19 protein-coding genes are annotated in these 21,074 nt (G+C 68.2%); 5 read left to right on the forward strand and 14 right to left on the reverse strand.

Annotated features, from left to right (window positions below; genetic code table 11):
• Nucleotides 1-210: 210 nt before the first annotated feature.
• Nucleotides 211-528: a hypothetical protein gene (locus tag HSX14_RS15660; RefSeq protein WP_173175390.1), complete on the reverse strand. Its 318-nt coding sequence runs from the start codon at nt 526-528 to the stop codon at nt 211-213.
• A 305-nt stretch (nt 529-833) separates the two neighbouring features.
• On the opposite strand from HSX14_RS15660, the gene HSX14_RS15665 reads away from it, so the two are divergent.
• The 3 genes from HSX14_RS15665 (at nt 834) to HSX14_RS15675 (ending at nt 2,984) form a co-directional block, all read left to right on the forward strand.
• Entirely contained in the window at nt 834-1,421 is a 588-nt protein-coding gene (locus HSX14_RS15665) for an STN domain-containing protein (RefSeq protein ID WP_173175388.1), read from the forward strand.
• On the forward strand, nt 1,418-1,963 hold the full coding sequence (locus HSX14_RS15670) for an RNA polymerase sigma factor (RefSeq protein WP_173175386.1): 546 nt from the start codon (nt 1,418-1,420) through the stop codon (nt 1,961-1,963). The genes HSX14_RS15665 and HSX14_RS15670 overlap by 4 nt, the downstream gene beginning before the upstream one ends.
• A 67-nt stretch (nt 1,964-2,030) precedes the next feature.
• On the forward strand, nt 2,031-2,984 hold the full coding sequence (locus HSX14_RS15675) for a FecR family protein (RefSeq protein WP_173175384.1): 954 nt from the start codon (nt 2,031-2,033) through the stop codon (nt 2,982-2,984).
• Between the two features lie 209 nt (nt 2,985-3,193).
• Here the strand turns inward: HSX14_RS15675 and HSX14_RS31415 are convergent, their stop codons facing one another.
• Complete coding sequence (locus tag HSX14_RS31415; protein ID WP_271106178.1) at nt 3,194-3,319, reverse strand: hypothetical protein; 126 nt, start codon at nt 3,317-3,319, stop codon at nt 3,194-3,196.
• Nucleotides 3,320-3,580: 261 nt separating this feature from the next.
• On the opposite strand from HSX14_RS31415, the gene HSX14_RS15680 reads away from it, so the two are divergent.
• Nucleotides 3,581-3,991, forward strand: a complete 411-nt coding sequence (locus HSX14_RS15680; protein WP_173175382.1) for a hypothetical protein — start codon at nt 3,581-3,583, stop codon at nt 3,989-3,991.
• A 175-nt stretch (nt 3,992-4,166) separates the two neighbouring features.
• Complete coding sequence (locus HSX14_RS15685; protein WP_173175380.1) at nt 4,167-6,494, forward strand: M48 family metallopeptidase; 2,328 nt, start codon at nt 4,167-4,169, stop codon at nt 6,492-6,494.
• A gap of 49 nt (nt 6,495-6,543) precedes the next feature.
• On the opposite strand, the gene HSX14_RS15690 is transcribed toward HSX14_RS15685, so the two are convergent.
• The 12 genes from HSX14_RS15690 to HSX14_RS15745 all read right to left on the reverse strand — a co-directional run bounded on the left by HSX14_RS15690 (nt 6,544) and on the right by HSX14_RS15745 (nt 21,068).
• A complete protein-coding gene (locus tag HSX14_RS15690; RefSeq protein ID WP_173175370.1) occupies nt 6,544-7,047 on the reverse strand; it encodes a hypothetical protein in 504 nt (167 codons plus the stop codon).
• A 112-nt stretch (nt 7,048-7,159) separates the two neighbouring features.
• Nucleotides 7,160-8,218: a hypothetical protein gene (locus HSX14_RS15695; RefSeq protein ID WP_173175367.1), complete on the reverse strand. Its 1,059-nt coding sequence runs from the start codon at nt 8,216-8,218 to the stop codon at nt 7,160-7,162.
• Between the two features lie 10 nt (nt 8,219-8,228).
• Nucleotides 8,229-10,025 (reverse strand): hypothetical protein, encoded by a 1,797-nt coding sequence (locus HSX14_RS15700; RefSeq protein WP_173175365.1) that lies wholly within the window; start codon nt 10,023-10,025, stop codon nt 8,229-8,231.
• Nucleotides 10,026-10,028: 3 nt separating this feature from the next.
• Nucleotides 10,029-11,297: a hypothetical protein gene (locus tag HSX14_RS15705; protein ID WP_173175364.1), complete on the reverse strand. Its 1,269-nt coding sequence runs from the start codon at nt 11,295-11,297 to the stop codon at nt 10,029-10,031.
• A gap of 18 nt (nt 11,298-11,315) precedes the next feature.
• The gene (locus tag HSX14_RS15710; RefSeq protein WP_173175362.1) at nt 11,316-12,248 is read right to left on the reverse strand and encodes a hypothetical protein; all 933 of its coding nucleotides are present in this window, start codon (nt 12,246-12,248) and stop codon (nt 11,316-11,318) included.
• A 74-nt stretch (nt 12,249-12,322) separates the two neighbouring features.
• The gene (locus tag HSX14_RS15715) at nt 12,323-14,749 is read right to left on the reverse strand and encodes a hypothetical protein (RefSeq protein ID WP_173175360.1); all 2,427 of its coding nucleotides are present in this window, start codon (nt 14,747-14,749) and stop codon (nt 12,323-12,325) included.
• Nucleotides 14,746-15,909 (reverse strand): hypothetical protein, encoded by a 1,164-nt coding sequence (locus HSX14_RS15720; RefSeq protein WP_173175358.1) that lies wholly within the window; start codon nt 15,907-15,909, stop codon nt 14,746-14,748. The genes HSX14_RS15715 and HSX14_RS15720 overlap by 4 nt, the downstream gene beginning before the upstream one ends.
• Nucleotides 15,879-17,324, reverse strand: coding sequence for an alkaline phosphatase family protein (locus HSX14_RS15725; protein WP_173175355.1), 1,446 nt, complete (start codon nt 17,322-17,324; stop codon nt 15,879-15,881). Before HSX14_RS15725 ends, HSX14_RS15720 begins: the two co-directional genes overlap by 31 nt.
• Entirely contained in the window at nt 17,317-18,537 is a 1,221-nt protein-coding gene (eboE, locus tag HSX14_RS15730; protein ID WP_173175353.1) for a metabolite traffic protein EboE, read from the reverse strand. Before eboE ends, HSX14_RS15725 begins: the two co-directional genes overlap by 8 nt.
• Complete coding sequence (locus tag HSX14_RS15735; protein WP_173175351.1) at nt 18,534-19,418, reverse strand: TatD family hydrolase; 885 nt, start codon at nt 19,416-19,418, stop codon at nt 18,534-18,536. Before HSX14_RS15735 ends, eboE begins: the two co-directional genes overlap by 4 nt.
• A 22-nt stretch (nt 19,419-19,440) precedes the next feature.
• Complete coding sequence (locus HSX14_RS15740) at nt 19,441-20,193, reverse strand: EboA domain-containing protein (RefSeq protein WP_228723446.1); 753 nt, start codon at nt 20,191-20,193, stop codon at nt 19,441-19,443.
• Nucleotides 20,190-21,068 carry a UbiA family prenyltransferase gene (locus HSX14_RS15745; protein ID WP_373874689.1) on the reverse strand — a complete coding sequence of 293 codons (879 nt, stop codon included), beginning with the start codon at nt 21,066-21,068 and terminating at the stop codon, nt 20,190-20,192. The genes HSX14_RS15740 and HSX14_RS15745 overlap by 4 nt, the downstream gene beginning before the upstream one ends.
• Between the last annotated feature and the right edge of the window lie 6 nt (nt 21,069-21,074).

Here is a 21,074-nt window from a genome sequence, read left to right on the forward strand (position 1 = left end):
GGGCTCCGCTCATCTGTCGGGGGCGATCGCTTCCGGGTGGGAAGCGTCGCCGTTCGCCGGTGGGGGTTGCCCGCTGGCGAGGCGATTCTGGCAGGGGGCTGAAGCAGACAAAAAAGAATTAATTTGTCTTTTTAAATTCGATTAATGAATAAGCAGGCGGGGCGCGGGTTGCGCTGAAAGCAGCGGGCTAGAGCGGTTACAGCCCCCAACTCAGGGAGCCGGGCGTTGCGGTAGCACCGATTGGCCGAAGTTGGACCCCATGCGCACGTGGGTCGCGGCGGGCGTGGCGAGGCCCAACCGGCTGGCCGGGCGGCGCTCGATCGGCACCTGCATCGCGGCCTGGTTGCGCTGGGCAGCCTCGGCGCCTTGCGGGTTGCCCAGGCGTTGGGTGAGGCAGTCATAGGACAGGGCCTTGTAACCGTTCACCTCGGCGCTGATGCAACTGTTTTGCGCGGTGCCCTCTTCGGCGACGGCCAGCAGGGGCGCGAGGGCGAGTGCGAGGCCGGCGAGGGCGATGCGAGCGGACATGATTGCCTCCATGTGCTGGATCATTGCCGGGAAATCTACGGTAAAAGCGCCGTCATCGCTGCGAAGTCTTTTTTGCAACGCCCGTCACACAATCGACATGAACAGCCATCAGGATGGCTTTCCTGAGTCAAGCCAGCGATGCATCGACACGCAGTACGGGTCGGAATCCGCCTATGTCAATGGAAGCCGTGGCGAGGGGCTGCCTCGCGCCAGCGGTGCTGATCGTTCTCCTCGTCGCAGCCTGCTGCCTGGCGGCCTTGCCGTGCCAGGCGGGGGCGGGCGAGGGCCGGGCCGGAAACGGCCCGATGGACTTCGACCTGCCGGCGCAGGACCTGCCCAAGGCACTGGAGCGCTTCAGCGAAACCAGCGGCATGGCCATCCTGGTGGACCGCGAACTCACTCGCGGGCGGCGCTCGGCTTCGGTCACCGGCCGGCTGGCCCCGCGCGAGGCGTTGGCGAGGCTGCTGGCCGGCACCGGGCTCATGGCCCAGCACAGCGAGGGCCGTGCCTTCACCGTGCTGCCGGCAAGGGTTTCGAGCGCGCCTGCGGGGCGCAACCACGGCGCCACGACGCGCTGGGAACAGGGCAGCTTCGCGGCGGCCCTGCAAGGTGCATTGGGGAAGGCCTTGTGCGGTTCCCCACTGACCCGGCCAGGGGCCTATCGCGCGGCGTTGCAGCTGTGGATCGGCCCGGTGGGCGTGGTGGAACACAGCCGCCTGCTGGGGCCGACCGGTGATTTGCAGCGCGATGCGGCGCTGGTGGAAAGCCTGCGGGGCCTGACGATCGACAGGGCGCCACCGTCCTCCCTGCCCCAGCCGGTCACCGTGCTGGTGGTGCCGGAGGCGGCCGCCAGCATGGAATGCAACAAGTGGGAAGGAGCTGCGGGGGCATGAATGACAAGGAGCGTGGCACCATGCTCAGGCTGTTTCTGGCCTCCTACGAGGAGTTCCGGACACGCCTGAGGCGGCGCCTGGGGTCGGATGACCTGGCCAACGATGTGCTCCACGAAACCTACCTGCGCCTGGACCGCATGGACGAGCCGGAGGATGTGCACAAGCCCGGCGCCTACCTCTATCGCATGGCCCTCAACGTCGCCGCCGACCGCCGCGCCCAGGACGCGCGCCTGCTCACCGGCGAGGAAGTCGAGGAGCTCCTGCACCTGGGCGAAGAACACCTCGACCCGGCGGTGATCGTCGGCGGGCAGATCGAGATCCGCGCGCTGGTCACCGCGCTGGCGGAGCTGACGCCCCGGCGCCGGCAGATCCTCATCGCCGCTCGCATGGAGGAGGTGCCGCACCTGGAGATTTCCCGGCGCTTCGGCATCTCCACGCGCATGGTGGAGAAGGAGCTGAAGGCCGCGCTGGGCCATTGCGCCGCCCGCCTGGAAAGAAAAGTGGTGCAACGGTTCGGTCCCGGCGCCGGAAAACAGTCATAGGGTCGAGGGGCGGCACGAGCGCCCCGCCGATCACTCCCGAGAACAGCTGCGCTTGAACGACGACGCCATGACAGGACCCGATTCCGGCACCGCCGGGCAGACCCGGCTGGAGGACGAAGCCCGGGCCTGGTTGCTCCGCCTCACCTCCGGCCATGCCACCACCCGTGACGCCGAAGCCTTCCGCCTGTGGTGCGCGCAAAGCGAGCAGCACTGCGCGGCCTTCACCCGCGCCCGGCAACTGTGGCAGGCCCTGGCGCCCGCTGCCGTGGCGCTGCAGCAACCTGCTGTCCCGGCGTCCAGGCTGCCGTCCCGGCGCTTCGGCCGGCGCGCGTTTCTCGGCGGCGCCATCGCGGCTTCCCTTGCCGTGGTGCTGGTACGGCCCTCGTTGCCCGGGGCGCTGTCCGGCCTGGGCGCCGACTACAGCACCGAGGTGGGCGAGCAGCGCCGCGTGGATTTCGCGGAGGGGCTGACCCTGGAGCTCAACACCCGTACCCGCATCAACCGGCGCCCGCTGGGCGGCGGCGTGGCGGGCATCGAACTGCTCGAAGGCGAGGTGGAGGTGCTGGCCAGGGCGCCGATCCGCGTGGTGGCCGGAGCCGGCACCCTGGATGCGGCCGGCGCGCGTTTCAACGTGCGCGCGGTGGGCGATGCCATCTGCGTCACCTGCCTGGAAGGCAGCCTGGCCGTGGAGGTGCGCGGACGCAGCCTGCTGCTGCCGCCTGGCCGACAGCTGAGCTATGACCCGCATGGGCGCAGCGAGCCCATGGCCTTCGACCCGGCGGTGGTCATGGCCTGGCGCGAGCAACTGCTGGTGTTCGATGACGCCCCGCTGGCGGCGGTGATCGATGAGATCAACCGCTACCGCCCGGGGATGATCCTGCTGGTCAACGGCGAGCTCGGCCGGCGCAAGGTGCAGGCCCGCTTCCGCCTCGACCAGCTGGCCGAGGTCGCTTCCCTGATCCGCGAGGCCTACGGCGCGACCGTGACCGAATTGCCGGGCGGGGTGGTGCTGGTCAGTTGATCGGTGCCACGCGTATGCAGCTTTCGTATTTCGTAGGATGGCGTAGAGCGAAGCGAAACCCATGCGGTGGATCCGTCAACAGCTCCAGGCGTGCGGGTAGAGTGGCGATGCTGCGCATCGCTGGGCGACTGAAGTCGCCCCTACAGTCGTTCACACATTGCCTACATCCCGATAACGCAACGGCCCGGATGATCCGGGCCGTTGGCGTTTCAGGTGGCTTCATCCTCCGCGGGTGGCGGCTTGCGGGGCTCGCGCAGGTGGTCGAAATAGAACAGAACCAGGCCGAAGACGACGATGAGGCCGACGATGGCCAGGCCGATATGAGCGTTCTGCATCGAAGATTCCGTTTCCAGGAAAGCATGGGCTCAGGGCTGGCGGGGATTGTCGGCCAGGGGGCGGGGGGAGGCCATCGGCGTTGCGGCAAAAGGCTGTAGGGAAGGGCGGAGCCAGGGCGGGAAGCCGCAACGACGCCCCTGCTGCTGAGAAACAGGTGACGGCCCATCGCCAAACCGAACGGTGATCTGGACACGCACGCCGGGAGTGGTGGCCGTTGCGGAAAAACGCTAGGTTTGCCGCTTTCACAATGGAGCAATGACATGGATAACCCGTTCCAGCCCCCGGCAGCCGATGCCGTGACAGACAGGACAGACGATAAACCGGGCGTTACCTCCATCGCGCTGCGCCTGGCTATCCTGGCGTTCTGCTCGGCCCAGTTCCTCGCGCTGCTGTGGAACCGCGGGGTGGTCTGGGAGGCCATGAGAACCGGGGAGATTTCCATACTCGCCGGCGCGGCGAGTGTCCTCTTCGCGCTGCTGCTGATGCTTGCCGGGGTGTTGCTGTTCTTCTCCCGCAAATCGGCGTTGTGGCTGCTGCTGGCCTACCTGCCGTACCAGCTGTACTGGCTGGTGAGCGCACAGGAGCGCGGCATGCTGCTGCTTTGCCTCCTTTCGCTCGGCTGCCTCACCGGCTGCCTGGTCTATTGCTGGCGGCTCAGGCGGGCGGCGTGATGATCCGGGCCCGCATGGCGGGCCTCGCGGGCGGATGTCGCGCACAGTCCGCACATTTTTCACGCCGCTTGGTGCCCCGGACCTTGGCGCGATAGTGGCCTTTGGCTAGAGTCGCCCGACGCCGACAGCACCCCGCGACGGCCACACCCTTCATGGACAGAAACAGGGACCTGAAATGGACTCCATCTACCCGCCCGGGCCCGCCAGCGTGCCGGCCAACCTCAGCCAACCGAGCGCGTCCTACCGCCGCCAGGCGATGCTCGCGATGGCCGGCCTCGGCGCCTTCATCCTGCTGTACTTCTCCATCGCCGCCTGTTTCGCCTGGAGCAGCTACCGCCTCATCAACCTGGCGCTGGTGGATGCCAAGCACGCCTGGATCTGCTGGCTGGTCGGCCTCTGCGCCGGCTTCCTGGCGCTGTTCATGATCAAGGCGCTGTTCTTCTTCAAGAAGGGCAGCGATGTCCCTGGACTTGAGATCGACGCCCAGCAGGAGCCCCGTCTCTTCGAGTTCCTGCACAGGCTGGCCGACCAGGCCGGCGCGCCGAGGCCGCACCGGGTGTTCCTCGCCGATAACGTCAACGCGGCGGTGTTCTATGACCTGTCGCTGCTGAACCTGCTGTTCCCCTCGAAGAAGAACCTGATCATCGGCCTGGGGCTGGTGAACGTCCTCACCCTGAGCGAGTTCAAGGCGGTGCTGGCCCACGAGTTCGGCCACTTCGGCCAGAAGAGCATGGCGGTCGGGCGCTGGGTCTACGTGGCCCAGCAGATCGCCGCGCACATCGTTGCCAAGCGCGATGCCCTGGACAAGTTCCTGCGCATGCTGTCGCGCACCGACATCCGCGTGGCCTGGATCGGCATGGCGCTGACGCTGGTGGTCTGGTCCATCCGTTCGCTGCTGGAAACCGCCTTCAACCTGGTGCTGATGGCCCAGCGCGCCCTGTCGCGCGAGATGGAATTCCAGGCGGACCTGGTGGCCGTATCGCTGACCGGCAGCGACGCCCTGGTGCATGCGCTGCAGAAGCTGCAGGCCGCCGACGACGCCTGGGACCGGGCTTTGGGCTTTGGCTATGGCGAGCTGCACGAAGGGCGCCGGGTGAGAGACCTGTTCGCCGTGCAGAGCCGCGTGCTGGAGCACATGCGCCAGGTGCTCAATGACCCGGGCTACGGTGATGTGCCGCAGCTGCCGGAGCAGGCCCGCGAGGCCCATCGCGTGTTCCAGAGCGAGTTCGCCCAGCCGCCGAAGATGTGGGCGACCCACCCGCAGAACCACGAGCGCGAGGACAACGCCAAGCGCCTCTACGTACCGGCCGAGCTGGATCCGCGCAGCGCCTGGTGCGTGTTCGCCGATGCGCAGGTGGTGCGTGAGGCCATGACCCGGCGCCTGCTGCAACAGGAAGAAGACAAGGAGCCGGTCGCGCAGGAAGAGGCCCTGCAGGCCCTGGACCGCCAGTTCGCCCTGGAGACCCTCAACAGCCGCTATCGCGGTGCCTACCTCGGCCGTTCGGTGGTGCGCCACGCGGCCAATGTCGAAGCGCTCTACGCGCTCGACCTGGACGATGCACTGGGCCAGCTGGAACAGCTCTACCCGGAAAGCCTGCACGGCCAGCTCGAGCAGCTGCGCGCCCTGGAACGTGAGAAGGCCCTGCTCGAAGCCCTGCGGGCCGGTATCTACAAGGCGCCCGGTGGCGTTATCCGCCACCGCGACCGCACCCTGCAACCGCGCGAACTGCCGGCGGCCATCGAAGCCATGCGCCAGGAGTGCGAGGCGGCGCAGCGCGAGATCATCGACCACGACCGCCGTTGCCGCAGCGCCCACCGCGCGGCGGCCTCCCAGCTGCAGGCCGGCTGGGACGCCTACCTGGAGTCCACCCTGGCGGTGCTGCACTACGCCGACCACTGTGGCGCGAGCGTGCGCGACGCCCAGGGCCTGCTGGCCAACGTGGTGGCGGTGGTCACCGCCGACGGCAAGGTGAGCAACCGTGAACTCAAGCGTGTGATCAAGGCGGGGGCCGAGCTGCACCGGGTGCTGGGCGGCGTCTACCGGCAGGCCGGGGATGTCGCGCTGAACCCCGAGCTGCTCGGCGACCTGGGCATCCAGAGCTGGGCGGAGGCACTCGGGCACTTCCAGTTGCCGGCCCCGGACAAGCAGAACATCGGCGAGTGGATGAACGTCATCGACGGCTGGACCAACGCCCTGGCCAATGCGCTGGGCCAACTGCGCCAGGCCGTACTGATCCGCCTGCTGCAAGGCGAGGCACGGGTGGCGGAGATGCTGCGCAGTGGCGAGCCGGCGGAAGCGGCACCCGAGGCATCGCGGGTTCCGCCGCCCTTCGAGACCCTGCTGCCGGGCAGCGAGCGCCAGCTGCAGACGCGCCTGGGCCTTTGGGATCGTTTCCAGACGGCCGACGGCTTCTTCCCGGCGCTGGTGCGGTTGGTCGTGGCGGTGAGCATCGTCGGCGTGGCCCTGATGCTCGGCGCGACCCTGGAGCTGTTCTTCTTCTGATCCACCGCCCTCGCTCCACTCGAACCGGGTGGAGCAAGGGCCACGCTGGCTACTCGGTCTTGAACCTGATCCGGTTCACCCGGTACTCGATCATGCTGCTGTGGGCCAGCATGGAGTTGAGCCATTCATCCGCCACCTCCTTGCGGGTGAATGCCCCCATCGAGGCGACCCGCTTCCAGTGCTTCTCCTCGCGCAGGCGCGACTCCAGCACGTAGACGGATTCGATGCCCGGGTCCTGGTACCAGGCGGGCTGGGCGTCCCTGCGCTGCTCCAGTTCACGCAACTGCTTGAGCAACGACTTGGCCTTGCCCTCCCATTCCCGCGCCTTGTGCTCGGCCCGGGCCTGCGCCTCGAGGGCCTGGTCGCGCTGCGATCGCAACTCGACGGTGCTTTCGAGGGCCTGCTGGGCACGCTCATTTATCGTTACGGAATCGGCGTTACGTTTTTGCGCCTGACGCTCGCGGTAGGCGCGCTGGCGCTCCGCATTGCTCATGGCGTTGCCGGTGGCGGGGCGGCCGCGCTTGCGGGCGCCGGGGGAGTCGGGGGTATCCATGGGGCCGTTCCTGGGAAGACGGCGCAATTCTAGTTACGTAACGGAAAAAAGAAAGCGTTACATAACGAAAATACCCCGTGGCAACAGGCCGACTGCCACGGGAGACCCGCCTCTAGAGATAGCCCTGTAACGACACCCGCCGTATCCGCCCATCCAGCGGCACCGTCCCGCCGCCGGGAAGGGGCAGGGGGCGGCCGTGGAGGCCCATGCCTTCGCTGACCAGCACGGCGTCGTCGAGCAGGCAGAGGTTGGATGGGGTGTCGAGACCGGTGGCGAGGACACGGACCGTGCCGCTGGCCAGGTCGCAGTGCAGCAGGCGGCCGCTGAAGCGTTCGAAGCCGCCATGCCGCGCCTCGCCTTGCCACTGTGCATCGAGCGGTTGCAGCAGGGCGCGGCAGAGTTCCAGGACCAGCAGGCCTCCACCGGGTGTGAAGGCCAGGCCGGTGGGCAGTTGCAGGCCGTCGACCAGTGGCTGGATGGAGCCGTCTTCCGGCCAGACGCGGATCACCCGGCCGGCCCGCTCGACGAAGTCGATGCCTTGCCGCGTCGGGTCCAGCCGGCGTTCACCGGAGAACAGGCTGACCAGGACGGCGCCGGTGGTGGGCTCGTGCACCAGGGTGACCGGCACGGCGTCCTGGCCCTGGTCCATGTCGGGTATCTGGGCGACGACCCGTTCGCCCCGGTCGTCGAATTCCACCACCTGGTTGGTATCGGGCTTCACCGACAGCCAGGTCCGTCGCCCGGGGTGGAAGCACAGGGCGTTGAGGTTGCCGCGGCTGTGGAACACCGGCGCCGGTGGGTCCTGCCCCAGGTCGAGCACGCGCGAGCCGTCGACGTAGTCGGTGAGGCTGGCCAGGCAACGGCCATCGGCGCAGGCCACGTCGGAGAGCCCCATGATTTCGTCACGCAGCATGCGCACCTGCATGTTCATGGAGCGGTAGCCCCGGGCCACCGGTTTGGGCGCCAGGTAGGCGCCCGGGCTGCCAGGGGACGGGCGCAGCCGGCTGATGCGCCCGCTGAAGGGCGCATCGGGGTGGCCGGAGCCGGCTTCCACCAGCAGCAGGCTGCCATCGGGTTGCCGGCACAGGCCCCGGGGGTTGAGCAGGCCCTCGGCGACGACGACGGTGGGGCGCAGGTCTTCATCGGGGCTGTGGGGGATGTGGATGCTCATGTGCGCCTCCTCAGGGCTGCCAGGGCGTGCTGGTGAGATAGGCCTTGAGCAGGGCCCGCTGGCTCGGCGACATGGAGCGCACCACCGGCATGTAGAGGGTGGTGCCGCGATAGGCATCGGCGGTGCGCGCGACGATGGCCGCGCGGGCGTTCCAGATGGCGTCCTGCTGGTTCAGCGGGATGAAGCGCGACATGGCCGGGAAGGCCAGGTAGTGGAAGCGCAGCACGGCCGGGTAGACCTGGTCCCAGGTGGGGATGCTGCCGGCGGGGATACCGAAGTCGGTGTGGGAGTAGAAGCGGAAGTTGCTGAAGCCTTTGCCATCGCCCAGGGAGAAGGCGAGCTTGGTGTAGCCGGCCTTGGCGTCGGTTCCTTCCTTGCGCGACAGGGGGATCGACACGCTGGTCTGGCCCTGGCTGATCGGGACCGTGGCGCTGTACTGCAGCAGGTTCCAGTTGTTCGGGTCGACGATGGCCCCCGGGAAGGAGGTCTTCAGGGCGATGCTGCCGTTGGCCGGCACCGGCCCTCCCAGGTAGCGCACCTGCAGGTCGAGCGTCACCCCGCCCGGGTACTCGTCCATGTACAGGTTGCGCTGGTCGCTGTAGAGCCGGTAGGCCACTTCGGCCACCGCCAGGGTGGTGTCGTCGACGGTGTTCGGTGCCGTGATGGAAAGGGGCGTGGCCTGCGCCGCCGCCGACTGGGTGGAGGTCAGCGGCAGGTCGACGATGCCGCCATAGAGGGAGTAGTCCACCAGGTAGGGGCTGGTGTCGGGCAGCGTTGCCAGCAGGGTGCTGCCGGCACTGATGCTGACCGGGCCGTAGTCGATGTTCGGGCCAATGGGGCTGGTGATGTCGGTGCGTACCGCGCGGAAGTCGGCCTTGGGGATCAGGTTGACCATGTCCAGGCTCAGCATCGCCTGGCCGCTCTGGCTGTACTGCTGGGCATAGCCCGCACCGCCGGTGCCGCCGTTCACCAGTTGGCGGCCGACCGGGCAGATCAGCGGCTCGCCGGCGAAGGCCGGGGCCAGGGTGCCGATGACCCGGCCGATGCTGGGGTTGGGGGTGTACTGGCCGGCGGCGTAGTCGGCATCGAGCTGCGGCGTGGTCATGCCCGGGCACATCTCGAACATCACGAAACGAACCACGATGCCGGTGGCGCCGGGCGCCTGGATGATGGCCTTGAGCATCGCGCTGCTCTGGTTCCAGCTGACGATGGCGCTGAGCGGGAAGGTGACCTGGAAGGTGCCAGACAGCGGCGATGAGCCCGGGGCGTCATCCTCGCCATTGAGCAGCCGGGGGGCCACGTCGAAGCTGCTGGCCACCACGTCGGCCTGGATCACCAGTTGCGGGTTGCTGGTGCCGCCGATCTGCAGCCCGCCGATGTAGATCTGCGTGGTGATGCCGCTGGAGGGGTCGAGGTCCACCATCATGGGGCCGGAGACCGGGGCCTGGCCGGTCACCGGGTCCCTGGAGCCGAGCAGGTAGACCGGTTGCCCCACCAGGTCGCCCGTGGTGCTGATGGCCCCCGGCGTGCCCTGGGAGCTGACCAGCACGTTCTGCATGTCCACCACGTGCTGGCCATAGTGGTTCCAGCCCCCTGCGGTGTAGTAGTCGCCGGTCGGGGCGTTGATCCATTCATTGAGCTGGTCGTCGCTGTAGCCGGCGGCTTCGGCCGCGACTTGGGAGTTGGGCAGGTCGAACAGGTGCAGCTTGCGATTGCCCTGGGGAATGGTCGGCGAGTTGTTGGGCAGGCTCACGTCGGTGCGGATGCCGCCCCAGAAGTTCAGTCGGGGTCCGTTCAGGATGCTCATGGGTCATTCCTCGTCCTTGTGGGGTGCCGTTGCCGGCGCCTTGGCGAATTTGAACAGGTAGGAGAAGTCCGATTTGTAGGGGCTGTGCACCGGCGTGGCCATGGAGTGGCAGTTCATGCAGCTGCTGTTGGGCTGGATGTAGCTCTCCATGGTGACGTTGGCGGACAGCGCCGGAGTCGGCTGGCCCAGCGGGTTGCTGGGGTTGTCCGGCATCAGCGGCCGCTGGGTGGTGACCAGCTGGTAGTAGCGCAGCACGTTGCTGCCGAGGTTCTGCTGGTAGAGGCCGTTGACGGCGGCCGTGGTGCTGGCGATGGGGGTGACGCGGCTGAGCGGGTCCGGGGTCTGGAAGGTGGCGCCGGGCTTGGGCGTGCACACCAGCTGGCTGCCCTGCTGCTGCCAGTTGCAGGGCGACTGGTTGACGCTGGCCGCCGGCGCGCTGGCGTTGTAGTAGCTGTAGGTGCCGTTGCCGGCAGAGGAACCCGGGACGTTGTCCACCTGCTCGAAGGTGGACCAGATCCACTGCGGGTAGCCCGGTGCCTTGACGATGATGTGCAGGCCCACCAGCCCGAGTGTGGCCGGTGCCGTGCTGCCGGTGGGCTGGCCCTGGGCGTTGAATTGCGCCACCTGGGCCTGGGTGGTCAGGTAGCGGCTGGCGTCGTCCTGGCTGGTGAGTACCCGCCAGGCGGCCTTGACCTCGGTGGCCTGGGCCGGGAAGGCGATGTTCTGCGCCCTGGCCACGGTGTTGGCGTTATAGAAGCCGTTCTGCACGATGTAGTCGTAGGACGCCTGGTTGGCGGAGATGTCGTAGTAGGTTGGGTTGCCCTTCTGGTCGATGAGCCAGCCGCCGACGGCCTGGTCCACGGCCTGTACCACCGAGGTGTTCTTCAAGGCGGCGATGTTGATGATGCCGAGGCTGCGCGTGCCCAGGGGCGAATTCCAGGGGCCGGGGTTGGCGCCGTTGGGCAGGAAGATCTCGCTCACCGTCTTGTAGCTCTGCCAGACACTGGGGCCGGCCCCGCCGAGGGGCTGGCTGCAGTCAGGCTGCCCGCGCTGGCCGGCCATGGCGGGCCAGTTGAGGGCGATGAACAGCCGCCAGCTGTAGTCATCGAAGGCTTGCTGGCTGGCGTTGGCGGCCGGGGCGGTGGTGGGGGGCTGGCACTGTGCGTTGGTCGGTGCGGGCGTGGTGGGGGCGGGTGATTGTTCGCGCAGGTTGCAGCTGGCGCAGGCGAGGGCCAGCAGTGCCAGCCCGGTGAGACGGAAACTTGGATTCATGGCGGCTCTCCTTGCCGGTCAGGGCTTGCGGGACTGGAGCTTGTTCCACTGCGCCTCGGCGCCGTTGTCCTGGGACGCCGGCGGGTTGAACAACTGGCAGGGCTGCGGGTTCACCGGGCACTTCTTCGCCACCTGGTCCCAGGTCTGCGCCGGGTCCGGCTTGTCGGTGCGGAAGTTCACGTAGTTCTGGCTGACGATGGGCGCGTTGGCGACGCTGGCGTCCCCGGAGAAGTAGAACGACTGCGGGTGGCGGAAAAGCGGCTGGCCAGGCGCTGCGCGGGTGGCGTCCTTGTAGAAGGCGTAGCCGAACAGGATCGGCCCCTGGGGCGACTGCACGTCCAGCGCATAGGCCTGCAGGCTGCCGCCCAGGTTCTGGCTGCGGGCCGGGCTGTAGGGCAGGTGCTGGACGAAGTCCTGGCGTGCCGGGTGGTTCATGGGCGAGAAGGAGCAGCACTCGGGCATGTCCTTGGGGCGGTCCTCGTAGGTGAGGAAGAAGGCCTTGTTGCCCAGGGAGACGAAGGAGCAGGTGTAGTTGTTGTCCTTGATCGGGAAGATCGGCAGGCAGTATTTCTCGTAGTGCTCCATCATCGCGCCGTAGCCGTCGCCATCGGCGGGGATGTAGGTGGTGTCGTAGTAGCTGGTGCCCTTGGAGACGGTGTAGTCGGCCGGCTTCAGGGTGCTGGGCGGGTTGCTGTAGGGGGGCGGGTTCTTCTCGTAGTTCTGGGTGACGCGGAACATGGTCCAGTCGCTGATCCAGGTGGCGGGGAAGAACGGATCGCTGGGCTCGCCGGGCTTGCGCTCGGCGATGCAGTTGCCGTTGCTGGCGTCGCACCCGAGGGTGTTGTGCACGCCGTTGGTGAAGAACACGTCGCCTTCGTCATCGGCGGCGAGGGCGGGTTGGCCGAGCAGTGCGAGGGGCAGCAGCCAGGCGAGCAGATGGGTTTTCTTCATGGGGACACTCCTTCGTAACGGGCAGGGCGGGCGAGCGGCGCCGGCCCGCCTGCGGGTTCCAGGTCTACGACGGTTCAGGTCAGGGGCCGGGGCGGGTAGTTGAGCTTCACCAGCTCGTTGGCCCAGCGTTCCAGCACCGCGCGCCGGCTCTGCGGCAGGTCGCGGGTGATGGGCATGGCAAGGGTGCTTTCCTCCTGGTAGGGCTTGCTGACCAGGCGGATCAGCTGGTCGATGGCGCCCTCGATGCGCTGCAGGGAGTTCAGCGGCATGTACTTGTCCATGATCGGGTAGAGGTAATAGAACGGCTCGAAGATGCGCGGGTAGATGAAGCCCTCCCAGATCTGCACCCGCGCATCCTGTTGGGTGCACACCTTGTTCCAGGCCGCGACGAACTCGCCCATCAAGCCGGGCTCGTCCGGCAGCACCCGCAGGGGCGCGAGGAAGTCGGTGTAGGCCTCCGTGTAGTCGAAGCTGAAGGGCACTGCAGGCGCCGCGCCGGGGCCGTCCTGGACGAAGAAGCGCAGGGTCGGGAAGCCGGCGGCGATGGCCTTGACCGTCACCTGCGCGATGCCGTTGGCGTCGGTGGTGATCTGCGTGAGGCTGTAGTCCACCGTGGTGCCGTCGCCCAGCACGCCCGTGCGCGGGATGGACGGGACGTACTGCAGGCAGGGCGCCAGGCTGACGCCGGCCGGGGTGGCCTTGACGTGCTGGTAGTTGATCGTGCCCGTCGAGGCGTCGCTCGCCGGCAGCATCCGCTGCAGACTGCGGCCGGCGCCCTCGCTGACCAGGCTGGCCGGCGCCTGGGTGCCGACGAACTGCGGCAGCAGCGTGGCATTGTTGTTGCGGTTGGCGGGGTCGTCTGTGATCAGCCCGAAGTCCACGTCATTGCTGAAGGCCAGGAAGTAACTGCTGGTGGTCAGCATGTAGGGGTTGTTGTACTCCGCCACCCACAGGGTGGTGCCGGCCGGGGCGGGCAGGCCGTCGTACTGCACCATGATCTGCAGGGTGCGGGTGTCCCCGACGTCGATGAAGGTGCCGCTCTCGATCACTTCGGCGGTCCACATCTGCTGATCGGCGACGAGCACCGGCGTGGCGGGTGCGGTCACCTTGGTCCGTATCGCCAGGGCGCCGGCCTGGAGCTTGTCGGCGGCGCCGGGCAGGGGCAGGTCGACAAGGCCCGAGCGCTTGTCGAAGGCGGCCTGGGCGTACTGCTGGTAGCTCAGGTCGACAAGGCCCTGGAAGTTGCCGTTCTGCTGGATGCCGACCTGGAAGTCGCCGAGCTGCACCCGTTCGCATTCCGGCACGGTCGCCTCGCTGGCCGCCAGGGGATAGAAGGGGAAGCCCGTACCCAGGTCGAGGGACAGCACGTCATCCTGGGCCTGGGCGGAGATCACCCCCAGCGGGAGCGACTTCAGGTTGTGTGTGTTGTCGGGTATCGGTTGCAGGATAGGCGCCGGATCGGCGGCGACGAGCCGGCGGCCTGCCGGGGCCGTGGGGTACTCATCCGCGAACCACAGGCCCAGCACCCCGGAAGTACGGCTGTAGGCCGGGTTGAAGAAGATGTCGGCGACGTTGTCCAGGCCCTTCTGATACATGTCCTGCAGCGCTTGCTGCTGCACGGCCAGGGCCTTCAGGCACTGCTGGCAGTCAGCGCACTGGGGATCGGTTGCGCAGGTGTCGCAGCCGGGCCCGCCAGTGCGGGTCACCACCGGTGGGTAGTCGTTGAAGATGCCGTTGCGGTCGTAGTAGGTCAGGTAGGTGGTGAAGCGGAACATCAGGCCCTTGGCGTTCTGCGCCTCCATCTGTTGCTGCAGGGCCTTGAGCAGGGCCGAGTCGCCCAGCTGCCACTGCAGGTTCTCGCGGGGGAAGCAGGTCTGCCAGGTGGTGGTGACGGTGTTCAGGCCCTGCACGGCCCCCCAGTTGAAATTGAGGAAGCGGTCGAGCATGCGGTAGGCGCGCTTGGCCGTGAGGCCGCAGGTGGCGTCGCCCAGCACCAGGCGGTCGAAGTAGAGCGCGGTGAAGGTGTTCTGCCAGGGGCTGATGTCGACGAAGCGCGCCGGGGTGGGCTTGTCGCTGCCGAAGGGGTTGCCCAGCAACTGGAAGCCCTTGCCCACGATGGGGTCCTGCTCGATGTAGCTGTTGGCCTGCAGCTCGCCGCCGATGACGAGCGAGCGGATGTCGTTGTAGTCCACGGTGCCGCAGGCGTTGTCGCCGAACAGGTCCCATTCCGCGGGGATCTGCGGCAGGCCGCTGTTGGCGCTGTTGTTGGGCACCTGCAACACGTATTCCGGCACCTGGGCCTCGGGCAGCGGGGCGATCAGCCAGGGCAGCACCTTGTCCCGCGCGTTGGCGGGGTTGATGCCGAAGCTCTCCAGGAAGGGCCAGTTCAGGTCCATCTTCGCTGCGTCGTAGAGCGGGTAGATGTCGTTGTTGTTGGCCGTGGGCGGGTTCCAGAACATATGGCCGTTGAGGTAGAGGCGGGGGAAGTTCAAGACGCTCATTGCTGTCCTCCTTGACGCTTCCACTGGGCGCGTTTCAGCGACCAGACGAAGTCCAGTTTGTTGTAGCCGGCGAAGGCCGAATCCGGCAGCGGCTCGGTGGGGTAGACGATCCCGTCCTGCTGCGGCAGTGCGAAGTTGAAGTAGCCCTTCTTCGCCGAATAGGCCGCGGTGTCGTGGCAGGCGAGGCACGAGGACTGGCTCTGGAAGGCCGACTCCAGCTGGGAGTTGGCCAGCAGCTTGGGCGCACCACCCGCCGTGTGCTGCACGCCGATCAGCTCGTACTGGGCGAGGGCCGGGTACTGCGACTGGAAGCTGGCGTTGACCGGTTGCGCGGCGCTGGTGGGCCCGGTGCTGTTGGTCATGGGCTTGGGCGGGATGTCGTTGGTGACGGTGTACTTGCTGTTGTTGCGGTTCTCGAAGGTGGTCCAGGCCCAGTCATCGGTGAGCTTGTTGATGACGTGCATGCCGCTCAGGGCCGCGTAGCCCACCTGGTACTGGCTGCCGTTTTGCAGGTAGTAGGCCTGGACGATGTAGTAGCCGTCGTTGGCCAGGGTCTTCATGAACGCCTGGTCGTTGCCGATCCAGATCCACGAGGTCTTCAGCTCCCAGGCGGCGGCGGGAAAGGCCAGGTTGGCGGTGAGCGCGGCCTGGCCGTCGACGTTGTAGACCCCCTTGTCGACGATGTAGCCGAAGGTGTCCCTGCCCATCAGCAACTGGAAGCGCACCGGCTGGCCCCTCTGCGCCGCCGGCACGTTGCCGCCCATCTCCAGGATCAGGCCGTCGACCTGCTGGGTGCTGTCGAGGTTGTGGAAGGTGCGCGCGGTGTCCATGCCCATGGCCTGCGCGGCCTTGACCACGGCGACCGGCGTGGGCTCGCGCTCTTCATAGGGCAGCGGCTTGCTGCCATCGGGCAGAAATACCTGGTCGGTGGGCTTGAGGCCCTCCCAGACACGGTCGGCGCTGTCCTGGGCTAGTGGATGGTTGAGGCAGACGAACCAGTTCCAGGCCAGGGTCTCGGGGGATTGTTCGAATGCCTTGCGCACCTCTTCGGGCTTGCCTCCGTATTCGAAGAAGGCGGTGCAGTCGAAGGCGGGTTGGCTCTGGGCCTGGGCCAATCCGGCCAGGGCGCTCAGTACTGCAAGGGGAAGGGCTCGTTGCATGGGGTCTCCTTGGCTATGGCCTTGTCGAGAGTTCGGTGCCCCAGGAAGTACTGCAGGAGCAACTGTTTTACCGCGGTGACCGGCAGCCGGTCCGGTAAAGGCAAGTCGCAATCGGTGATGAGCAGCGGGCCATCCTGGTCGCTGCGGGGAAGTCGGCCGTGGCTCCCGCGTACCAGGCGGGTGTCCAGCGGGATCAGGTCCATGTAGTAGCGGAACCCCAGTTTCTTGCGCAGCAGGCGCCGCGCCACCCTGAGCTTGGGCAGGGTGATGGCGGGGTCGATGAACAGCTCCAGCGGGTCGTAGCCGGGCTTGCGGTGGATATCGACGGTGCGGGCGAAGTCGGGCGCCTTGTGGTCATCGAACCAGTACTGGTAGTCGAACCAGTGCCCGGGGGCGGCGATCGCCACCAGGTCGCCGCTGCGTGGGTGCTCCAGTTGCCAGGCGCGCTGCTCGACGCGGTCCAGCACCCGCTCGATGCCGGGTTCGCACTCCAGCAGCCTGCGCACCCTGGGCAGGTCCTGTCCGCGACGCAGGTAGATGTGCGCGACCTGGTGGTCGGCCACCGCGAAGGCCGCGCTGGCGCCCGGGTCCAGCAGCTCCCAGTCGAGGGACTGGCGCACCTGCAGCCAGCCATCGGCACGCAGCAGGCGGTTGATGGAAACGGAACGCTCGACCGCCTCGATGCCGTACTCGGACACCAGCATCACGGCGGCGCCCCGTTCCTGGGCGAAGGCCAGCAGGCGGCCGACCTCGGCGTCGATGGCGCGCACCTCGGCGGCGATGCCGGGGTGCGTGGGGCCCAGGCGCTGCAGGTCGTAATCCAGGTGCGGCAGGTAGACGAGCTGCAGGTGCGGGCGGTTGATCTCGAACTCGGCCATGGCGCAGTCGACTATCCAGCGGCTGGAGCCGATGCCGGCGGCCGGCCCCCAGAAGTGCTGGAAGGGGAAGGTGCCGATGCGCTGCTCGATCTCCTGGTGCAGGCCGTCGGGGGAGGAGTAGAGGCCGAATTCCTTGCGCCCGTCGGCGGGGTAGTGCGGGCGCGGGGTGATGGAGGCGCCGACGTCGGCGTACATGTTGTACCACCAGAACAGCTGGCTGCAGCGAAAACCCGGCAGCTCGCGGGCCAGCACGTCCCAGACCTTCTCGCCCTGGACCAGGGCGTTGGGCTGCAGCCAGAAACGCACCTCGGCCTGGTCGCGGAAGTACCAGCCGTTGCCGACGATGCCGTGCCCGGAGGGCGGCAGCCCGGTGAGCATGGACGACTGCACGGTGGTGGTGACCGCCGGGAACACCGGCTGCATGCCGGCCATGCGCCCACGGCCGAGCAGGGCGTTGATGTGCGGCGTGTTCTCGCCCAGCAGGGCGGGCGTGAGGCCGACCACATCGACCAGCAGAAGGGGCCTGGGCTCAAGCATGTCGCACCTCCCGCAGCGGCTCGCCGGCGAGGACGCCATGCCGTTGCAGCTGCGCCTGCACCCAGTCCAGCTCGGCGGCGATGCCCCTCGCCAGGGCGGCTTCGGAGCCGGGCCGCAGGGCCTCGGGAAGCACCATCCAGCTGTAGGTCTCCACCTCCAGCGCCGGGCGGAAGTCCGGGTGCTGGGCCAGGTACTCGAACACCCGCCCCAGGGCCTGCTGGCTGCCGCCGAGTTCCGGCAGCTGGAAGCGCTCGCTGAACAGGGGCACGTGGAAGTGCACGCGCAGTTCGCTGCAACCGGCCAGGGCCGGGTCGAGGAGGGCGGCGGGCAGGTCCGCCCAGGCCAGCAACTGGCCGCTGCGGTGGCGCGCCTTGACCTGGTGCAGGTAGGTGCCCTCGGCGAAACCACCGAGCACGGCCAGCACCTCCTCGCGGCGTTGCCCGTCCCCGGGCAGGCGGCACACCAGGGCGTTGGAGAGCTGGATCTTGCCGATGGCGATGCCGGCCTGGCGCAGGCACGAAAGGGACGCGTGGCAGTCCTCGAACAGCACCGCCTGGTGGCAGACGTCGAAGCACAACGCCAGGTGGTCATGGTTGGGGTCCCGGGCCTGCCAGTGGGCGAAGAAGGCCAGGGCCTGGTCGGTGTGTTCCAGCACGCAGTCGGGCTCCATCTCCAGGCACAGGCGGATGTTCTTGCCGGTCCTGCGCTTCAGCTGCGCGAGGGCTTCGGTCAGTTGCAGCAGGTGCATCTCCGCGCGGGCCAGGTGTTCGATCGACCAATCGGCGGCATAGCCCAGGGGAACGCTGGAAATCACGCCCTGGTCGCAGTCCTCGGGCAGCGCCTCGGCCAGCAGCGCGGCCAGTTGCAGGCTGTAGTCCAGGCGTGGGGATTCGGACCAGTCCGGCCGGTAGACACCGCTCTTCACGTGGCCGCCATGGAAGCGCCCATGGGGGAAGCCGTTGAGGGAGGTCAGGCGCAGGCCGCTATCTTTCAACAGCGCGAGGAACGCCGCGCGCGGGCCGGGCTGCTGCAGTTCGGCGGCGGCGCGGGCGCTGATCCACAGGCCGCTGTCCTGGTAGGGCAGGCCGCGCTGCCGGCGCACGGCCTGGAAAGGCCCGGCGATGGAGGCGCGCAGGGCGGCCAGGTCATGGGCCGGGTGCACGTTGCCGCAGTAGCCGAGCCGGGGCGGGGTCCATCCCATTGCCGGGCTCATCGCACCACCGGTTCCTGGCCCCGCAGGGCGGAGTTGTCCTGCCATTTTCGGCGCTGGTCGATGGGCAGCAGGGTGGCGACGGCGGCCTTGTCCAGCTGGCCGCTCTGGGCGAAGAAGTCCACCGGGTTGTGGAACAGCACCTGTTCCACCTGGGCTTCGCTGAAGCCTGCCTGGCGCATGGCGTCGGCCGTCTTGGGCACCTTGAGCGGGTCGCTCACGCCCCAGTCGGCGGCGCTGTTGACCACCATCCTCTCGGTGCCGTACTGCTGCAGCAGGGCGACCATGCGCTGCTCGGACATCTTGGTGTTGGGGTAGATGGAGTGCCCGCGCCAGCAGCCGCTGTCGAGCACCAGGGGCAGGGTCAGTTCGTTGAGGTGGTCGATCAGCACGCGGTCTTCGGCGATGCCGACTTCACGGATGACCGCCAGGGTGCGCTTGGTGCCGCCGATCTTGTCGCGGTGCGGGGTGTGCACCAGGACCGGCAGGTCGAACTGCCGGGCCAGCTCCAGCTGCAGGGCGAGGAAGCGGTCTTCCTCCGGGGTGATGTCGTCGTAGCCGATCTCGCCGACGCCGACCACGCCATCCTTCACCAAGTAGCGGGGCAGTATGTCCAGTACCTCGTTGGCCAGCCCGTAGTTGTTGGCCTCCTTGGGGTTGAGGCCGATGGTGCAGAAGTGGTGGATGCCGAACATGCTGGCGCGGAAGCGTTCCCAGCCCACCAGGGTGTCGAAGTAGTCGACGAAGCTGCCCAGGCTGGTCCGCGCCTGGCCTTGCCAGAAGGCCGGCTCGATGACGCCGGTGATGCCGGCGGCGGCCATGTTCTGGTAGTCGTCGGTGGTGCGGCTGACCATGTGGATGTGCGGGTCGAAATAGGTGGGCATGTCGGCGTCCTTTGCGTTGTCGTTATCGGTGTTGGAGAGGCAGCTCGCCGGGCAGCCAGCCGCTTGGCAGGCGCCCCTGGCGGTGATGGGCGTCGAGGCGCTGGAGCTCTTCGGGCTCCAGCAGTGGCCACGCCAGCAGGTGCGAGATGCCAGGTGGCGCGGGGCGGTCGGCGGCCAGGCGCTCTTCCAGCATGTCCAGCGCCAGTTGGTTGAGTTCGCGGCCGCGACGCGGCGCCAGGCCCTGGACGTGGCGCAGGTCCAAATCCATGCCGACGCCCTTGAGCATGAGGAGGTGGAAGGCCCGCTCGGGGTAGTGCCGGGCCGGGTAGGGGTTGTCCAGGGCGAGGGCGGCGAACACCTCGCAGCTGTTGGTGCGCCCGGCGAACAGCGCCAGTTCCAGGCTGGCGCCCTGGCCGTCGAGCCAGTCCAGGGCCCGCAGCGCGGCAGCTTTCTCCTGGTCGTCGCCCCACTCGAAATACCGCTGCAGCAGGGTGGCCCGCCCGGGACCGGCGTCGGCTTCCAGGGCCTGGGCGAGGAGCAGGGCGCGTGCCAGAGCCGCGCGCGTCCACGGCAGGCCGGCCACCGGGGCATCGCCGATCTGGCGTCGGCATGGGCCACTGAGCCGCATCAGCGCCTGTATGTCGGGTTGTGCGGCGAGCCGTTCGCGGGCCTGGTGCCACCAGGCCAGGGCGGGGCCGGTCAATTCGTCGCGCAGGGCCTGGTGCAGGTCGGCGATGCGATCGCTGCCGAGCTGGAGCGTGGTCGGGCTGTTCATGTCGGTTTCACCCATTGCTGCAAGCGCGGCAGCAGGAGGAAGACGCCCACGCAGGCCAGGCTGCCCAGCGGATAGCCGGCGAGGGCCAGGACCATGGCGTCGATCAGCGGCAGCGCGGTCAGCCCCGCGCCGATGAAGGCGCGCACGTTGCGCCGTTCGGGCGCCGCCAGGTGGCGCCGGTAGCTCAGGCCCAGCCAGCCCAGCCACACGAGCAACATGAGCCAGAACCACAGGCCTTGGGCGTAGACCGCCAGGGCCAGCGGGCTGAGCATCAGCAGCACCGGCGCCAGGCTCGCCAGCTGGTTGAGATGCTCCTGCCGGGCCACGTAGGTCAGCCCGCTGATGTAGGTGCCCAGCAGCAGGGCGCACAGCCACAGCGGCGCCGGCGGAGCGGTGAGGCTGGCCGCGGCGGTGAGGTAGAGGGCCGCGCGGCAGCCACCCATGAACCAGACGCTGTGGGCGTGGCGCTTGTGCAGCAGGTTGTAGGCGAGGATCAGCCCGAGCAGCAGGGCCGCGCTGGCCAGCAACCAGCCGGGCCGTGCGATCAACTGGCTCAGGCCCAGCAGCGCGGCGGCGGCCAGCAGCAACAGCGCGGTGCTGGCCAGCGCCACCTGCTGCCGGGTGACCAGCCCGAGGGCGATGGGCCGTGGGTTGTGGTGGCGGCTGTCCCAGTCGGCGTCCATCAGGTCGTTGAGCAGCATGCCGGCCAGGTAGAGGGCGGATGCGGCCGCCAGCAGCAGGGCCCAGGCCAGCGGGGAGGGCGGGGCGAGGGCGCTCGCGCTGCTGGCCAGCAGGGTGGCGGCCAGGGCGTTGGTCCAGACGGTGGGGAGGTTGGAGATGCGCCCGAGGGTCATCCAGGTCCGCAGGCTGGGCATCGGCTG

Source organism: Pseudomonas tohonis (assembly GCF_012767755.2).
Taxonomy (GTDB): Bacteria; Pseudomonadota; Gammaproteobacteria; order Pseudomonadales; family Pseudomonadaceae; genus Metapseudomonas; species Metapseudomonas tohonis.

Bases quoted from the DNA above. Each gene is read 5' to 3' on its own strand.
- HSX14_RS15665 (WP_173175388.1), top strand. From the start codon at position 834: ATGGACTTCGACCTGCCGGCGCAGGACCTGCCCAAGGCACTGGAGCGC.
- HSX14_RS15685 (WP_173175380.1), top strand. From the start codon at position 4,167: ATGGACTCCATCTACCCGCCCGGGCCCGCCAGCGTGCCGGCCAACCTC.
- HSX14_RS15725 (WP_173175355.1), bottom strand. From the start codon at position 17,324: ATGCTTGAGCCCAGGCCCCTTCTGCTGGTCGATGTGGTCGGCCTCACG.
- HSX14_RS15715 (WP_173175360.1), bottom strand. From the start codon at position 14,749: ATGAGCGTCTTGAACTTCCCCCGCCTCTACCTCAACGGCCATATGTTC.
- HSX14_RS15720 (WP_173175358.1), bottom strand. From the start codon at position 15,909: ATGCAACGAGCCCTTCCCCTTGCAGTACTGAGCGCCCTGGCCGGATTG.
- HSX14_RS15700 (WP_173175365.1), bottom strand. From the start codon at position 10,025: ATGAGCATCCTGAACGGACCCCGACTGAACTTCTGGGGCGGCATCCGC.
- HSX14_RS15735 (WP_173175351.1), bottom strand. From the start codon at position 19,418: ATGCCCACCTATTTCGACCCGCACATCCACATGGTCAGCCGCACCACC.
- eboE (WP_173175353.1), bottom strand. From the start codon at position 18,537: ATGAGCCCGGCAATGGGATGGACCCCGCCCCGGCTCGGCTACTGCGGC.
- HSX14_RS31415 (WP_271106178.1), bottom strand. From the start codon at position 3,319: ATGCAGAACGCTCATATCGGCCTGGCCATCGTCGGCCTCATCGTCGTC.
- HSX14_RS15710 (WP_173175362.1), bottom strand. From the start codon at position 12,248: ATGAAGAAAACCCATCTGCTCGCCTGGCTGCTGCCCCTCGCACTGCTC.
- HSX14_RS15660 (WP_173175390.1), bottom strand. From the start codon at position 528: ATGTCCGCTCGCATCGCCCTCGCCGGCCTCGCACTCGCCCTCGCGCCC.
- HSX14_RS15670 (WP_173175386.1), top strand. From the start codon at position 1,418: ATGAATGACAAGGAGCGTGGCACCATGCTCAGGCTGTTTCTGGCCTCC.
- HSX14_RS15675 (WP_173175384.1), top strand. From the start codon at position 2,031: ATGACAGGACCCGATTCCGGCACCGCCGGGCAGACCCGGCTGGAGGAC.
- HSX14_RS15690 (WP_173175370.1), bottom strand. From the start codon at position 7,047: ATGGATACCCCCGACTCCCCCGGCGCCCGCAAGCGCGGCCGCCCCGCC.
- HSX14_RS15705 (WP_173175364.1), bottom strand. From the start codon at position 11,297: ATGAATCCAAGTTTCCGTCTCACCGGGCTGGCACTGCTGGCCCTCGCC.
- HSX14_RS15745 (WP_373874689.1), bottom strand. From the start codon at position 21,068: ATGCCCAGCCTGCGGACCTGGATGACCCTCGGGCGCATCTCCAACCTC.
- HSX14_RS15695 (WP_173175367.1), bottom strand. From the start codon at position 8,218: ATGAGCATCCACATCCCCCACAGCCCCGATGAAGACCTGCGCCCCACC.
- HSX14_RS15680 (WP_173175382.1), top strand. From the start codon at position 3,581: ATGGATAACCCGTTCCAGCCCCCGGCAGCCGATGCCGTGACAGACAGG.
- HSX14_RS15740 (WP_228723446.1), bottom strand. From the start codon at position 20,193: ATGAACAGCCCGACCACGCTCCAGCTCGGCAGCGATCGCATCGCCGAC.